Raw genomic sequence first — 13,607 nt, 5'->3', positions numbered from 1 at the left:
AACGCAAATCTTTGCGGACGGAAAGGTGGTATGCATTCGTATACTGAGTGGAGGCAAGGATGGTAGGCCCGGCAGGACTTGAACCCGCAACCAAAGCGTTATGAGCGCTCTGCTCTAACCAATTGAGCTACAGGCCCATCCAGTATCCTGCACTACCAGACCGGGCCGGGCCGTCAAGATCAGGATGGGTTTTCGTGTGAAGGATGACGAGGCGGCGACGCTGGAGTAGATACTGACTAACCAAACGCCGGCCGCCCCTATACCAGCGAGACCGACAAGAACTTGAGGAGGGCGCTTCGTCTCGCCTACCGTTCTGCAGTCAAAGTATTAACAAACGCTCAACAGAATACACTTTATTTATGTCTTCTTGCGGCCATGCCCCTGATCCGCTATCGCAGCGCCAACGGAAAAATGGGGTGTCACGATGACGAAAAATGGCCTGACATATGCCGATGCAGGCGTCGATATCGACGCGGGCAACACCCTTGTGGATCGGATCAAACCGGCCGCGAAACGCACCGCCCGTCCGGGCGTTATGGCGGGACTGGGCGGGTTCGGCGCGCTGTTCGATTTAAAGGGTGCAGGCTATGTCGACCCGATCCTTGTGGCGGCCACTGATGGTGTCGGCACCAAGCTGCGGATCGCCATCGATACGGGCAATGTCGACACGATCGGCATTGATCTGGTCGCCATGTGCGTCAACGATCTGGTCTGCCAGGGGGCAGAGCCCTTGTTTTTCCTGGATTACTTTGCAACCGGCAAGTTGGAGCTTGATCAGGCGACCCGTATCATTGAAGGGATCGCCGCCGGGTGTGCCGCGTCTGGCTGCGCCCTGATCGGCGGTGAAACGGCCGAGATGCCGGGCATGTATCATGATGGGGATTTCGATCTGGCGGGCTTTGCTGTGGGCGCGATGGAACGCGGCGCGGATCTGCCTGCCGACGTGGCCGAAGGCGACGTGTTGCTTGGACTTGCCTCTGACGGTGTGCATTCCAACGGGTATTCACTGGTGCGGCGGATTGTTGATCTGTCGGGGCTGACATGGGCTGATCCTGCACCCTTTGCCGATGCGACCCTTGGTGCCGCCCTGCTGGCCCCGACCCGGCTCTATGTCAAGCAGGCGCTGGCGGCGGTCAGGGCCGGGGGCGTGCATGCGCTGGCCCATATCACTGGCGGCGGGTTGACGGAAAATCTTCCGCGTGTCCTGCCAGAGGGGCTTGGCGCGCAAATTGATTTGGGCACCTGGACGCTCCCCCCGGTGTTCGGCTGGCTGGCTCAAACCGGCGGCATGGCAGAGGCGGAACTGCTGAAAACCTTTAACGCGGGCATTGGCATGGTGCTGGTCGTGGACGGGGACAACGCCGATGATCTGATGGCAAATCTGACGGGGTCCGGCGAAACGGTCTACCGGCTTGGCAGCGTCATCAAGGGTGCCGGTGTCAGCTACAAGGGCGCACTTTTGTGAGCAAAAGGGTTGCGATCCTTATTTCCGGCAGCGGCTCCAACATGGTGTCGCTGATCAAATCGATGACCGGCGATCATCCGGCGCGTCCGGTTCTGGTGCTGTCCAATGATCCAGAGGCGGCAGGGTTGGCTAAGGCGCGGGCACTGAATGTGCCCACACTCGCCATTGATCATAAACCATTCGGCAGGGATCGGGCGGGGTTTGAGGCCGAATTGCACAGGGCCCTGTCAACGGCCAGGCCGGATATCATCTGCCTGGCCGGTTTCATGCGCATCCTGACACCCGAGTTCATCAAGAAGTGGGACGGCAAGATGTTGAACATCCATCCGTCGCTTTTGCCGAAATACAAGGGGCTGCACACTCATGCCCGTGCCCTGGCAGCTGGCGACAGTGAACATGGCTGTTCGGTGCATGAAGTGACAGCAGAGCTGGATGGCGGCCCGGTTCTGGGGCAGGCGCGCATCGCCATCCAGCCTGATGACACGCCCGAGACGCTCGCCGCGCGTCTTTTGCCGCTCGAACACCAGCTTTACGCAGCCGTCTTGCGCAAATATGCCATCGGGGATCGCAGCCAGGTCACAGTTTCCGCCTGATCCGCAGCGTACTTCTTTCCATGGGCCACCTGATCGCCTATCAATGAACGGCGCTTGGGTGTGGGCCCTGAACGAGTGACGGAACAAGAATGAAAACAATAACCACAACCAAGGACTTGGCCGCATTCTGTGCAGAGGCTGCAAAATGCAGCTATGTCACCGTAGACACCGAGTTCCTGCGCGAGCGGACCTACTATTCCAAACTTTGTCTTGTGCAGTTGGCCTATCGGGATGAGGGCGGCGAGGATGCAGTTCTGGTCGATCCGCTCGCCGATGATCTGTCGCTCGAGCCGCTTTATGATCTGTTCCGCGATGCAGGTGTCGTCAAAGTATTCCACGCCGCACGTCAGGATCTTGAGATTTTCTATGTCGATGTGGGTGTTATCCCCGAACCATTGTTTGACACGCAGGTCGCCGCGATGGTCTGTGGCTTTGGCGAACAGGTCGGCTATGAAACGCTGGTGCGCAAGATCGCCAAAGCCGATCTGGATAAATCATCGCGGTTCACCGACTGGTCGCGCCGTCCCTTGACCGACGCGCAGAAGAAATATGCGCTGGCCGACGTTACCCATCTGCGCGATATCTACGAATACCTGTCAGACCGTTTGGGCAAGTCGGGGCGCAAGAAATGGGTGGCCGAGGAAATGGCGGTGCTGAAAGACCCCGCCACTTATCAAGCCAACCCGGATGACGCATGGAAGCGGGTTAAAACACGCACCACGTCCGGCAAGTTTCTGGCCATCGTGCGCGAGCTGGCCCGGTTTCGCGAAACCTACGCGCAGGAACGCAACATCCCCCGCAACCGGGTTTACAAGGACGATGCGCTGGTTGAACTGGCCTCCACCAAGCCGCAGAACGAGCAGGATCTGGGGCGGTCCCGGCTCTTGCTGCGCGAGGCGCGCAGGGGCGATATTGCCCAGGGTATCCTGACAAGCATCAAGACAGGGCTGGCCGTGAAACCCGAAGACATGCCCAAACCCGACAACGACCGGGCCAAACTGCAGGTGAACCCGGCGCTGGCTGATCTGTTGCGCGTCCTGCTCAAGTCCAAGACCGAAAACGAAGGTGTGGCGCAAAAGCTGATCGCCAATTCTGCCGATCTGGATGCCCTGGCCGCAGGCGAACGGGATGTGCCTGCGCTCAAGGGCTGGCGGCGCGAGGTGTTCGGCAACGATGCCCTGCTGCTTTGCGAAGGGCAGGTGGCGCTGGCTGTGAAGGGCCAGAAGGTTGTGACTGTCGCGCTTTGATCTGGACGCTGCAGCCTGCGCGCCCTACATCAAAGGCAGACAGCTAAAGGCGCATCCATGGCAAACCCCGATTTTGAAGAACTGGTCGAAACCTTTGAATTCCTTGATGATTGGGAAGACCGGTATCGCCATGTCATCGACATGGGCAAGGCGATGGACCCGCTGGAGGATGCGTTGCGCGTGCCCGCTACCAAGGTCGATGGATGCGCCAGCCAGGTCTGGCTTGTGCCACAGATCAAGGATGGCACATTCACCTTTCGCGGTGACAGCGACGCGATGATCGTGCGCGGATTGATTGCTGTGCTTCACACGCTTTACAGCGGCCAGCCAGCTGCTGATGTCTTGAAAATTGATGCCGCTGCAGAACTGGGGCGGCTGGGTTTGAATGACCATCTGTCTGCGCAACGGTCCAACGGATTGCGGGCGATGGTTGAACGGATCAGACAATCCGCAGCGGCAGCTTAGCCGCGCCAGATTTTACAGCAATGCGGCAAGTGCCGGTGCAAGATCGCCATAGCCTGTAAAGCGTCGCTCGAACCGCAGCCCGAGCCGTTCGGCGCATGTCCGGGCTTTTTCTGTCAAAATCGGATCTTCGGTTTGGGCCTGATAGACCAGCGTTTCATAATTGCCGAAATACATGTCACGCAGGTCAGGATGACGGCCCAGACCCAGCGGCTCCCACACAAACGCATCGAACTGGCGCACCAGAAAATCGGTCAGGTAGAACGCCGTCATCTCCTCGCGCGCGGCAAAGCGATCATTCCCTTCAAAGAATGAATAGCAATGCGGGCCAGCCACCATCTTCACACCCAAATCATCACAAGCGGCCTGCAACTGCCCGCCCGTGCCGCAATCAGCATAGACAACAAAGATGTCAGCATAATCGTCGCGGTAGGTTTGCACGGCCTTCCGCACCGCCGGCACAATCTGCTCTGGATGATTATGCAGGATGGCCGGCAGGCATTGCAGATCAAGATGATCCAGCCCATTTGCCGATTTGATCGCCAGTATTTCCCGCGCAAGCGCACCGCAAGCGATCAGCAGGATGCGACCGCCCCCGTCAGGCGCAAGCCCATCACGCGTCAGCGTCGCGTCATCCATTGCGCCTTCGCACGGCTACAAATGCAGCTATCGCTACCAAGCCCAGCATCACGAACATGGGCATTGGTCGGACCTGAAAGTGAATGGCAATGGCTGACATCAACCAGACGGTCCCTGCCGACGCGGCGATCACGCCAATCACGATAAGAGCAAAGGTTCGAAACGGCATCGGCACTCTCCTTTGCCGCTCTAGATGTGCATGGTCGCCGCCAATTGAAAGGGCTTAGGTCGCGGCGGCACCCTGATTATGTTTGCGCGCCATGAATGTCTTGGCCGTTTCCACGGCGACAGCCGCGTCTCGACAATAGGCATCTGCGCCAATCGCCTTGCCAAACTCTTCGTTCAGCGGCGCGCCACCAACCAGAACGACATAGTCGTCGCGCAACCCTTTTTCGATCATCGTATCTATGACAACCTTCATGTAGGGCATCGTGGTTGTCAGCAGGGCGGACATGCCCAGAATGTCAGGCTGCTCGGTTTCCAACGCCTCCAGATAAGCCTCGACCGCGTTGTTGATCCCTAGATCAACCACCTCGAAACCGGCGCCTTCCATCATCATCGACACCAAGTTCTTGCCAATATCATGGATGTCGCCCTTGACGGTGCCGATCACCATCTTGCCGACGCGTGGGGCACCTGTTTCGGCCAGAAGCGGTTTCAGGATGGCCATGCCACCCTTCATCGCATTGGCGGCCAGCAAGACCTCTGGCACAAACAGGATGCCATCACGGAAGTCATGGCCCACGATGGTCATGCCGCCAACCAGCGCCTCGGTCAGAATGCGATAAGGTTCCCACCCGCGTTCCAGCAGGATGTTCACGCCTTCCTCGATCTCTTCCTTCATGCCGTCATAAAGGTCGTCGAACATTTGCGCGACGAGGTCCTCGTCATTCAACTCGGACAGGATGATGTCGTCTTCTTCGTCAGACATGCGGAACCTCTTGAAAAGCGTTACTTTGTTAGTAGTGCGCGTGATCAGCTTTGACTACCTGCTGAATAACGACATACATCAGATCGTGACCGACCTGCCATTGTGCGCGTTCATGAAATGTTCTAATAAAGATCATGACTGATCATGCCGCGCCAAAGTCACATCGCACCCCCGGCCGCGCGGCCACATCGAACCCCGATGTCCGATTTGATCGCTACACCTCGCACATGGTGGATGATGGCTGGGCACGGGACGAGGAACTGCCCGTTCTGCGCACCGAAGTCAGCGAAGAGATGGCGCGTAAGATCATCACGCGCAACACCTCGCCTGATCTCAGCTTTGACCGGTCCATCAATCCCTATCGCGGTTGTGAACATGGCTGCATCTATTGTTTTGCCCGCCCCAGCCACGCCTTTCTTGGCCTGTCGCCGGGTCTTGATTTTGAAACCAAACTGATCGCGCGACCCAATGCGGCTGAGCGGCTGCGGGCTGAACTTGCGAACCCGCGCTACGTGCCCAAAACGATTGCCATCGGCACCAATACCGACCCTTATCAACCGATTGAGAAAGAGCGTAAGATCATGCGCCAGGTGCTGGAGGTCCTGCGTGATTTCAACCATCCGGTGGGGATCGTGACCAAAGGCACATTGATCGAACGCGACGCTGATATCCTGGGCGAGATGGCGACGAAGGGTCTTGTCCGTGTCGGCATTTCGGTCACTACCCTGGACAATGCAACCTCTCGTGCGATGGAGCCACGCGTACCGCTCCCGGCGGCGCGTCTGCGCACGATCCGGCGGCTGACCGAGGCTGGTATCCCAGTCCGCGCGATGGTGTCACCGGTGGTGCCCGCCCTGACCGATCATGAGTTGGAGGCGATCCTGCATGCCTGCGCCGATGCAGGTGCGGTCGCGGCCTCATCCATCGTGCTGCGCCTGCCGCGCGAAGTTGCAACGCTTTTCCGTGATTGGCTGGCCGAACACTTCCCGGACCGTGCCGCCCGCGTGATGGGCCGTGTGCGGGAGTTACATGGCGGTCGGGACTACGACCCGGAATTCGGCAAACGGATGACCGGGCAGGGGGAGTGGGCGGCCATGATCCAACAACGCTTCAAACTGGCAACGCGGAAACTGGGGTTGGATCGATCTTTGCCACCGCTGCGCACGGACCTGTTTGCGAGACCGCCGCAACAGGGTGATCAGCTTTCTTTTTTCTGAACCTGCGCTTGTGGTGATTGTCGGAGCCTCCGGCGGGCCGGAGCAGGCAGTGGTCCATCGGTTGGATGGTCGTGGATAGGGCTTTTTCATTGCTGCGACCGACATCAACCGCGGCGGCGGCGCCCCCGGCGGGGGCTCGCAACGGGCCCGGCACCATCGGTCCCGTCCGATGCGGATGAAAATCCGCCCAGCGCTTTGGTGATTGCATCCAGGGTCGGTGCCTCGCCTTTGGGCCGCGTCTCCAACGCCTCTCGCATCGCGCGCAGATGATCTGGTGTTGTCCCGCAGCAGCCGCCGATGATTGTCGCACCACAGTCCCGGGCCAACACTGCATAATCGCCCATCAGCGCGGGCGTCCCATCATAATGGATGTGTCCGTCGTGATATTTTGGAATGCCCGCATTTCCCTTTGCGATCACCGGAACCCTTGGTCCGGCGGTCGCAAAGCCCAGCACAGTGCGCAGCAGATCCGATGCACCAACCCCGCAATTTGCCCCGAAACTAAGGGGTTGGTTGTCGATCTTGCCAACCATCTTGACCATCTCGGCAGAGGTCAGCCCCATCATCGTCCGGCCCGCCGTGTCGAAACTCATTGTGCCGCACCATGGCATGTCAGCCAGTTTGAACGCTTCTGCGGCAGCCTTAAACTCCTCAGCCGCGCTGATGGTCTCGACCCATAAGACATCTGCGCCACCGGCCTTCAGACCCTCGGCTTGTTCATGAAACATCTCAACAGCGGTTTCATGCGTGAGCGTGCCCATGGGCGCCATGATCTCGCCCGTTGGCCCAACGGAACCCGCGACCACTACGGTGCGACCAGAGCCGTCAGCGACCTCGCGACCGATCTCGGCCGCGGCCTTGTTCAACTCGTGAACACGCCCCTCGGCGCCATGAAGTTTGAGCCGTGACGCATTGGCACCAAAACTGTTGGTCAGGAAAATGTCACTACCCGCATCAACAGCGCCCTTGTAAAGCGTTGTGATCTTTGCGGTTTCATCGATGTTCCAGAGTTCCGGCGCATCACCGGACATCAGCCCCATATTAAATAGATTGGTGCCGGTGGCCCCGTCGGCCATCAGCCAATCGCGGGTTTCGAGCAGTTTGGAAAGTGCATTCGTCATGGGCCCGCGACCTCCTTGGTAGCCGATACTGGTCGCTTGTCACGCATCAATACGTTTTTCAATCAGTATCGGACCTGTGCGACTTGATATTTCTGCATGATGATCTTGATGCGCCGCGCAAGTTTCCAGGGCAGATTGGCCCATGGCCGATGAATGCCGATTCCGATCACGATGCCTGTGATCCAAAAGCTGAAACGGGACGGGGCGGCGTGATAGCGAGGCACCCAGATAGGTCCAAACGACCGTTTGAACTGGATCAGACCGGCCTTGCGATTTGCCCAGCGATCCGGCGTGTAACGCGGGTCAGGGGTGCAGGCCAGCGACAGCACCGGAATTTCGCTTTGTCTCGCGGCTTCGATTGCGGCGACGATGGCTGTCTGGATCGCGCCGTCAGGTATCCCGTCAACATGGCGGATCAGGTCAAGCACCCATCCGGTGGGTGATGCATGAAAGCTTACAAAACCAGTGAGTTGCCCGTCGATTGTGATCAGAAAAACCTCCTGTTGGTTCAGCAAATCAGGGCAGAACCGGCCCATCGACAGGCCAAGCTCTCCGCCATGCGTTAGCGCCCATTGCCGTGCGATGTAGCGCATCTGTTCGATTGGTTGCATCGCGCCCGGGCGCGTGACCTCGACACCCGCGGCGGCGGCATGGCGGAGTTTGCGCCGCAAGGTCTGTCGCCGGTTTCCGGCGGTGGACCACGTCGTGGGGCGGATCAACGCCTCCATCGCCGTACGGCGCACATACCAGCCTGCATTTCTGGCAGCCATGGCCAGCCTTGGGTCGCAATTGTAGAGCGCTGGAAACCTGATGCGGATTGCAGCGTGCCGACGCAGCGCCGTCAGATTGGGCGCTTTGGCGGTTGCCCGTTTGGCAGGCCCTACCGCAACCATCACGAAAGGCAGGTCGGCCAGATACCAAACTTGGTTTGCGATGGTCCAGACCTCACCGGATTGTCGGGCGAGCGCCCAATGGGCAGGTGCGTTGCGCGATGCGCCTGCGTGCCGCGCCGGGCGGGCCAATGACACAAGCGCGAGGCTGGCAGGCAGCAAGTAATAGACAAGACGAAACGCAATGATGGCGGCGACGAGCGGTTCAGGGGTGTCCATCGGCAACAGCGTCAGAAGGGTCAGGTCAAACGCGCCCGCGCCGCCCGGGGTGTTTGAGACAAGGCCCGCCCCGAGTGCCAGAACATAGGCGGCCAGAATATGTGAAAAACTGACGTCAATGGCGTCCGGCAACATCACGGAAAGGGCCGCAGCGGCGCAACACAGATCCACTGCCGTCCAGACCATCAACTGCCCGATGTCGGCGGCGGTCAGATTATGGGTCAGTCTGCGCCGCACTATCGTGATCAGAACAGCCGCCGCCAATAGCAGTAGGCCCAGATGCAGTGCCGAAAACGCTGGGTATAGGCCCGACCACCAGAATGCGCATAATGCAAACAGGGCCCAGCACAGGGTAAAGGCCAGCGTGACGGCGATGGAGAGGTGGGTCGCCTGCCAGAGCGAAAACATGGGCAGACAGCGCCAGCGCACCAGACTGCCCGTGACTGCACCAAATCCCAACAGTTGTGCCACAGCGATGGCCCGCATACCGGCACGTCTGGCAAGGGCCGGCGACACGCCTGTACCCATCAGGCGATGCCAGACCGCATCGTAGCGCCCAATCGCCTGAAAACTCAGCCAGGTCGCAAGGACGGCCAAGAGCCACTGATCCCACCTGACGGCACCTACCGCCGCGCGGATCGCGCCCATATCCATGACCGACAGGCGCTGCCATAGCAGCGGAACACAGATCAGCAGAACCGCAACCGGCAGTCCATTGCGCAGCAACTGGCGGGGGCGGGCGGCGGGAAGGTTGATCATGGCGGCTCCGGCGGGTGTCACACCGGGCTAGGGGGCAGAGGTGAAGGGCGGGTTAAGTCAGACCTTGCCCCACATACAAACGACGCCTTGGCCAGGCCAAAGCGTCATCAAGATAGTGAAAATTTGATTTTAATCAGTATTCGCTAAGCAGCTGGGCCTTCGCCTCGGCCATCAGTTCAGCCATCTTGGTGCGAATAGTTGTTTCATCGGCCAGTTCGCCCAGATCGCCAGAAACTTTGCGGTAGACGTCTTCGTGACCCGGTTCTTCAAAATCGGATTTGATGACGTCCTGCGCGTAGGCCTGCGCCTCATCACCGGATTTTCCCATCAGGTCTGCGGCCCAAAGGCCCAGAAGCTTGTTGCGCCGTGCCTCTGCCTTGAATTGCATTTCGGCATCGTGGGCGAATTTTGCCTCAAAGGCGTGTTCGCGGTCGTCAAAGGTGCTCATGTGGGCCTCATCATTTGAAACAACTGTTGCCCTTGATATGCCTCCGCAGGTGCTTGCCCGCAAGGGGGGCTTGCACTATGACGCGCACAACGCGCAGCCCATGCCGGGCCAGCGCAGTGTTAAGGGGTGAGCATGGCGCGCCGCAAAAAGATCTACGAAGGCAAGGCGAAGATCCTGTATGAAGGCCCTGAACCGGGCACGCTGGTGCAGTATTTCAAGGATGATGCCACCGCCTTCAATGCCGAAAAGAAAGCCGTGATTGAAGGCAAGGGTGTGTTGAACAACCGCCTGTCCGAATTTTTCATGACCGGCCTGACCCAGATCGGCATTCCGACCCATTTCATCAAGCGCCTGAACATGCGCGAGCAACTGATCCGCCAGGTCGAGATCATTCCGCTCGAGGTGATCGTGCGCAACTTTGCCGCCGGAACCATGGCAAAGCGGATGGGGATGGAAGAAGGGACGGCCTTGCCGCGTCCGATTGTCGAGTTTTCCTATAAGGATGACAGCCTTGGCGACCCGCTGGTGCCCGAAGAATACATCATCGCATTCGGCTGGGCGACACAGCAGGACATGGATGATATCGTCAGCCTTGCCTTGCGGGTGAATGACTGGATGTCGGGTGTGATGTATGGCGTGGGCATCAAGCTGGTTGATTTCAAGATCGAGATTGGACGCGTCTGGGACAATGAATTTCCCCGCCTGCTGCTGGCTGATGAGATCAGCCCGGACAGTTGCCGCCTGTGGGATATCGAAACCGGTCAGAAGCTGGATAAGGACGTGTTTCGCCGCGATCTGGGTAATCTGACCGATGCCTATACCGAAGTGGCAAAGCGTTTGGGTGTCATGCCGTCGAACGTCACACACCGACCTGCCAAACCCACATTGATCAACTAGAAAGGTCCGCACAATGAAAGCGCGTGTGCATGTAATGCTCAAGAATGGTGTTCTGGACCCGCAGGGCGAGGCGGTGCGCCATGCTCTTGGTTCGCTGGGCTTTGACGGCGTCGAAGGTGTGCGTCAGGGCAAGGTGATCGAGCTTGATCTGGCCGATGGCACACCAGAGGCGACCATCAACGAGATGTGTGAAAAGCTGCTGGCCAACACAGTGATCGAAAGCTACCGGGTGGAGATGCTTTGATGCGGGCCGCAGTTATTGTCTTCCCCGGATCGAACTGCGACCGCGACATGGCGGTCGCGCTTAAGGCTGCGGGTGCCGATGTCAGCATGGTGTGGCACAAGGATGCCGCCTTGCCGGATGGCGTTGATCTGGTGGCGATCCCCGGTGGTTTTTCATTTGGTGACTATCTGCGCTGCGGGGCGATTGCGGCCAAGTCGCCGATTTGCAAGGCGGTTGTGGCCCATGTGGAGCGTGGCGGCTTTGCCCTGGGTGTTTGCAACGGGTTTCAGGTGCTGACTGAAACCGGGCTTTTGCCGGGCGCGTTGATGCGTAATGCGAACCTTAAATTCCTCTGCAAAACGATTGATTTGAAAGTGGAAACCTCGGACAGTGCCTTTACCGAAGGATACAATGCGGGTGATACTGTCGGCTTTCCCATCGCCCATCACGATGGAAACTACACCGCTGATGCTGATGCGCTGGCGCAGCTTGAGGCCGAGGCGCGCATTCCGTTCCGTTACGTCGAAAACCCCAACGGGTCTGTTGCAGATATCGCTGGTATATTGTCGGAAAACCGACGCGTGCTGGGGATGATGCCGCATCCTGAACGGGCAGTTGATGTGGGCCATGGCGGCACTGATGGGCAGGCACTTTTCCGCGGGCTGGTCGGGCAATTGACCGCAGCCTGATCTGCGTTCTTGCTGCAGGTCCGCCATGGGCCTAGACTGCACCCATGAAGGGGTTTGGTAAAATGAAGCCGCGCAAGGGGCAGGGCAGATGGTATCTGCGATTGTCCATTCTTGTGATCTGCCTGTTTGCGGTCATTGTCATTTATGTCAGCAACCAGTTTCTGACCCAGCGCTTTACCGAAACAATCCGCAACCGGGCCGAAATCCGGTTGGCCGGTCATGTCAGCGATTTGAGCTACGAATTACGGAACACTTCGCGGGACCCGTCATTTCTGGCGCGGGACACTGAATTGATTACGGCGTTGAAAGACAGGAACTATTCGCTGTCGACCGCCCGCCTTGTGGCGAATATCGATGAATTCGGTGGTGCCTCTGCGATGCTGTTTGATCGCGATGGGCGGACCGTTGCGGCGACAGACCGGAACCGCATTGGCGAGTCTCATCGCGCCGCCCCCTACTTTGTCAACGCACAACGGGCAAACGAAACTATCTACACCACCTATCGGGATGAGGATGGTGCGTTCAGCTTCATCTATTCGCGTAGGGTTGAGGTGGATGGCGAATTTCTGGGCGTCATATCGGTCGAGGTGGACGTGCCGACCCTTGAACGAGGTTGGACCGGATTTTCCGAAGCTGTCATCGTGATGGACAGCGAAGGCACGATCATCATGTCGACCGAACCACGCTGGCGCGGTCTGAACGAGGAAGAGGCGCTGTCACGTCAATCGGCCCCGTCTGCGATTGAGCGGGCCATCAGGTTGACCCAGGGCTGGGCCGCACTGCCTGCCGATGCATATCTGCGCGGGGAGGCCGTTTTGCGCCGCGAGGCGCGCGTATCGCACCAAGGCTGGCGGATGGTCAGCTTTACCACATATGCATCAGTCCGTGAAAAGGTGAACGGCATTCTGGCGCTCGAGGTGATGGGATTCGCGTTGCTTCTGGCGGTCGTGTTTTATTTCATGTCCCGCAAGACCGCGTCGCGATTGGTCTTCTTTCAGCGCGAGTCAGCAGAGTTGCGCGCATTGAACCGAAGGCTGCAGCGGGAAATCGCCGAACGTGAGAAGGTCGAAAAGACGCTTCAGGTGGCCGAACAGACCATCGCGCAATCGTCGAAACTGGCCGCCCTGGGCGAGATGTCAGCGGCAGTCAGTCACGAATTGAACCAGCCATTGGCGGCCATGAAAACCTATCTGGCGGGCGCGCGGCTATTGCTGCAACGCAAACGGCCAGATGAGGCGCTGTCATCCTTTCAGCGGATCGACGATCTGCTGGAACGCATGGGCGCGATCACCCGGCAGCTGAAATCCTATGCCCGCAAGGGCAAGGATGCGTTCGAACCCGTTGATTGCAGGGCTGCTGTGTCCACAGCGCTGGCGATGATGGAGCCGCAGCTCAAGACGCGTGACGTCAATATCATCCGCACATTGCCCAACGAGCCAGTGATGATTTACGGTGATCGCCTGCGCCTTGAACAGGTGATCATCAACCTGCTGCGCAATGCGTTTGATGCGACCAAAAGCGCAAGCAATCCAACCATCGAAATCCTGTTGGCCGCTGGTGACACCGTCAGCCTGCAAATCCGGGATAATGGCGACGGGATTGAAAACCTTAATGAGTTGTTCGAGCCGTTCTATACCACTAAACAGCCTGGTGACGGGGTTGGTCTGGGGCTTGCTATCTCGTCTGGCATCGTGAACGATTTGAGCGGCCGTCTGACGGCCCGCAACGCGGTAGATGGTGGCGCCATCTTTGAGGTGCAGTTGCCCGCACTGAAACAACACGAAGTCGCTGCGGCAGAGTAAGGAAA

At 58.7% G+C, this 13,607-nt stretch carries 15 protein-coding genes and 1 tRNA gene; 9 read left to right on the top strand and 7 right to left on the bottom strand.

Features of this window, described 5'->3' with window-relative positions:
* Positions 1 to 60: 60 nt before the first annotated feature.
* Positions 61 to 137, bottom strand: a tRNA-Ile gene (locus ACFWW4_RS17465).
* A 287-nt stretch (positions 138 to 424) separates the two neighbouring features.
* Here ACFWW4_RS17465 and purM point away from each other — a divergent pair.
* The 4 genes from purM to ACFWW4_RS17445 all read left to right on the top strand — a co-directional run bounded on the left by purM (position 425) and on the right by ACFWW4_RS17445 (position 3,770).
* Positions 425 to 1,465, top strand: a complete 1,041-nt coding sequence (gene purM, locus ACFWW4_RS17460; protein WP_411892034.1) for a phosphoribosylformylglycinamidine cyclo-ligase — start codon at positions 425 to 427, stop codon at positions 1,463 to 1,465.
* On the top strand, positions 1,462 to 2,058 hold the full coding sequence (gene purN, locus ACFWW4_RS17455; RefSeq protein WP_411892033.1) for a phosphoribosylglycinamide formyltransferase: 597 nt from the start codon (positions 1,462 to 1,464) through the stop codon (positions 2,056 to 2,058). The genes purM and purN overlap by 4 nt, the downstream gene beginning before the upstream one ends.
* 89 nt (positions 2,059 to 2,147) lie before the next feature.
* A complete protein-coding gene (gene rnd, locus ACFWW4_RS17450; RefSeq protein WP_411892032.1) occupies positions 2,148 to 3,305 on the top strand; it encodes a ribonuclease D in 1,158 nt (385 codons plus the stop codon).
* A 57-nt stretch (positions 3,306 to 3,362) separates the two neighbouring features.
* Complete coding sequence (locus ACFWW4_RS17445; protein ID WP_393928542.1) at positions 3,363 to 3,770, top strand: SufE family protein; 408 nt, start codon at positions 3,363 to 3,365, stop codon at positions 3,768 to 3,770.
* Positions 3,771 to 3,782: 12 nt separating this feature from the next.
* On the opposite strand, the gene ACFWW4_RS17440 is transcribed toward ACFWW4_RS17445, so the two are convergent.
* The 3 genes from ACFWW4_RS17440 to ACFWW4_RS17430 are packed head-to-tail and all read right to left on the bottom strand — an operon-like array spanning position 3,783 to position 5,337.
* Positions 3,783 to 4,406 (bottom strand): DUF1638 domain-containing protein, encoded by a 624-nt coding sequence (locus tag ACFWW4_RS17440; RefSeq protein WP_411892031.1) that lies wholly within the window; start codon positions 4,404 to 4,406, stop codon positions 3,783 to 3,785.
* Positions 4,399 to 4,575, bottom strand: coding sequence for a hypothetical protein (locus ACFWW4_RS17435; RefSeq protein ID WP_411892030.1), 177 nt, complete (start codon positions 4,573 to 4,575; stop codon positions 4,399 to 4,401). Before ACFWW4_RS17435 ends, ACFWW4_RS17440 begins: the two co-directional genes overlap by 8 nt.
* 54 nt (positions 4,576 to 4,629) lie before the next feature.
* A complete protein-coding gene (locus tag ACFWW4_RS17430) occupies positions 4,630 to 5,337 on the bottom strand; it encodes a corrinoid protein (protein WP_393928539.1) in 708 nt (235 codons plus the stop codon).
* 134 nt (positions 5,338 to 5,471) lie between these two features.
* Between ACFWW4_RS17430 and ACFWW4_RS17425 the strand changes: the two genes are divergently transcribed.
* Positions 5,472 to 6,554: a PA0069 family radical SAM protein gene (locus tag ACFWW4_RS17425; RefSeq protein WP_411892029.1), complete on the top strand. Its 1,083-nt coding sequence runs from the start codon at positions 5,472 to 5,474 to the stop codon at positions 6,552 to 6,554.
* A gap of 104 nt (positions 6,555 to 6,658) precedes the next feature.
* On the opposite strand, the gene bmt is transcribed toward ACFWW4_RS17425, so the two are convergent.
* The 3 genes from bmt to ACFWW4_RS17410 form a co-directional block, all read right to left on the bottom strand.
* On the bottom strand, positions 6,659 to 7,675 hold the full coding sequence (bmt, locus tag ACFWW4_RS17420) for a betaine--homocysteine S-methyltransferase (RefSeq protein ID WP_411892028.1): 1,017 nt from the start codon (positions 7,673 to 7,675) through the stop codon (positions 6,659 to 6,661).
* 62 nt (positions 7,676 to 7,737) lie between these two features.
* Positions 7,738 to 9,543 carry a phosphatidylglycerol lysyltransferase domain-containing protein gene (locus ACFWW4_RS17415; protein ID WP_411892027.1) on the bottom strand — a complete coding sequence of 602 codons (1,806 nt, stop codon included), beginning with the start codon at positions 9,541 to 9,543 and terminating at the stop codon, positions 7,738 to 7,740.
* A gap of 133 nt (positions 9,544 to 9,676) precedes the next feature.
* Positions 9,677 to 9,991: a DUF1476 domain-containing protein gene (locus tag ACFWW4_RS17410; RefSeq protein WP_411892026.1), complete on the bottom strand. Its 315-nt coding sequence runs from the start codon at positions 9,989 to 9,991 to the stop codon at positions 9,677 to 9,679.
* Positions 9,992 to 10,123: 132 nt separating this feature from the next.
* On the opposite strand from ACFWW4_RS17410, the gene purC reads away from it, so the two are divergent.
* The 4 genes from purC (at position 10,124) to ACFWW4_RS17390 (ending at position 13,602) form a co-directional block, all read left to right on the top strand.
* Positions 10,124 to 10,888 carry a phosphoribosylaminoimidazolesuccinocarboxamide synthase gene (gene purC, locus ACFWW4_RS17405; protein ID WP_393928534.1) on the top strand — a complete coding sequence of 255 codons (765 nt, stop codon included), beginning with the start codon at positions 10,124 to 10,126 and terminating at the stop codon, positions 10,886 to 10,888.
* A 13-nt stretch (positions 10,889 to 10,901) separates the two neighbouring features.
* The gene (gene purS / locus ACFWW4_RS17400) at positions 10,902 to 11,132 is read left to right on the top strand and encodes a phosphoribosylformylglycinamidine synthase subunit PurS (protein ID WP_393928533.1); all 231 of its coding nucleotides are present in this window, start codon (positions 10,902 to 10,904) and stop codon (positions 11,130 to 11,132) included.
* Positions 11,132 to 11,800: a phosphoribosylformylglycinamidine synthase subunit PurQ gene (gene purQ, locus ACFWW4_RS17395; RefSeq protein WP_411892025.1), complete on the top strand. Its 669-nt coding sequence runs from the start codon at positions 11,132 to 11,134 to the stop codon at positions 11,798 to 11,800. The genes purS and purQ overlap by 1 nt, the downstream gene beginning before the upstream one ends.
* Positions 11,801 to 11,862: 62 nt before the next feature.
* Entirely contained in the window at positions 11,863 to 13,602 is a 1,740-nt protein-coding gene (locus ACFWW4_RS17390; RefSeq protein WP_411892024.1) for an ATP-binding protein, read from the top strand.
* Positions 13,603 to 13,607 lie beyond the last annotated feature (5 nt).

The organism is Yoonia sp. SDW83-1, from assembly GCF_046762885.1.
Classification (GTDB): Bacteria; Pseudomonadota; Alphaproteobacteria; order Rhodobacterales; family Rhodobacteraceae; genus Yoonia.
This window is presented reverse-complemented; position numbering and strand designations above follow the sequence as displayed.

Bases quoted from the DNA above. Each gene is read 5' to 3' on its own strand.
- purM (WP_411892034.1), top strand. From the start codon at position 425: ATGACGAAAAATGGCCTGACATATGCCGATGCAGGCGTCGATATCGAC.
- rnd (WP_411892032.1), top strand. From the start codon at position 2,148: ATGAAAACAATAACCACAACCAAGGACTTGGCCGCATTCTGTGCAGAG.
- ACFWW4_RS17445 (WP_393928542.1), top strand. From the start codon at position 3,363: ATGGCAAACCCCGATTTTGAAGAACTGGTCGAAACCTTTGAATTCCTT.
- ACFWW4_RS17440 (WP_411892031.1), bottom strand. From the start codon at position 4,406: ATGGATGACGCGACGCTGACGCGTGATGGGCTTGCGCCTGACGGGGGC.
- ACFWW4_RS17435 (WP_411892030.1), bottom strand. From the start codon at position 4,575: ATGCCGTTTCGAACCTTTGCTCTTATCGTGATTGGCGTGATCGCCGCG.
- ACFWW4_RS17430 (WP_393928539.1), bottom strand. From the start codon at position 5,337: ATGTCTGACGAAGAAGACGACATCATCCTGTCCGAGTTGAATGACGAG.
- ACFWW4_RS17425 (WP_411892029.1), top strand. From the start codon at position 5,472: ATGACTGATCATGCCGCGCCAAAGTCACATCGCACCCCCGGCCGCGCG.
- bmt (WP_411892028.1), bottom strand. From the start codon at position 7,675: ATGACGAATGCACTTTCCAAACTGCTCGAAACCCGCGATTGGCTGATG.
- ACFWW4_RS17415 (WP_411892027.1), bottom strand. From the start codon at position 9,543: ATGATCAACCTTCCCGCCGCCCGCCCCCGCCAGTTGCTGCGCAATGGA.
- ACFWW4_RS17410 (WP_411892026.1), bottom strand. From the start codon at position 9,991: ATGAGCACCTTTGACGACCGCGAACACGCCTTTGAGGCAAAATTCGCC.
- purC (WP_393928534.1), top strand. From the start codon at position 10,124: ATGGCGCGCCGCAAAAAGATCTACGAAGGCAAGGCGAAGATCCTGTAT.
- purS (WP_393928533.1), top strand. From the start codon at position 10,902: ATGAAAGCGCGTGTGCATGTAATGCTCAAGAATGGTGTTCTGGACCCG.
- purQ (WP_411892025.1), top strand. From the start codon at position 11,132: ATGCGGGCCGCAGTTATTGTCTTCCCCGGATCGAACTGCGACCGCGAC.
- ACFWW4_RS17390 (WP_411892024.1), top strand. From the start codon at position 11,863: ATGAAGCCGCGCAAGGGGCAGGGCAGATGGTATCTGCGATTGTCCATT.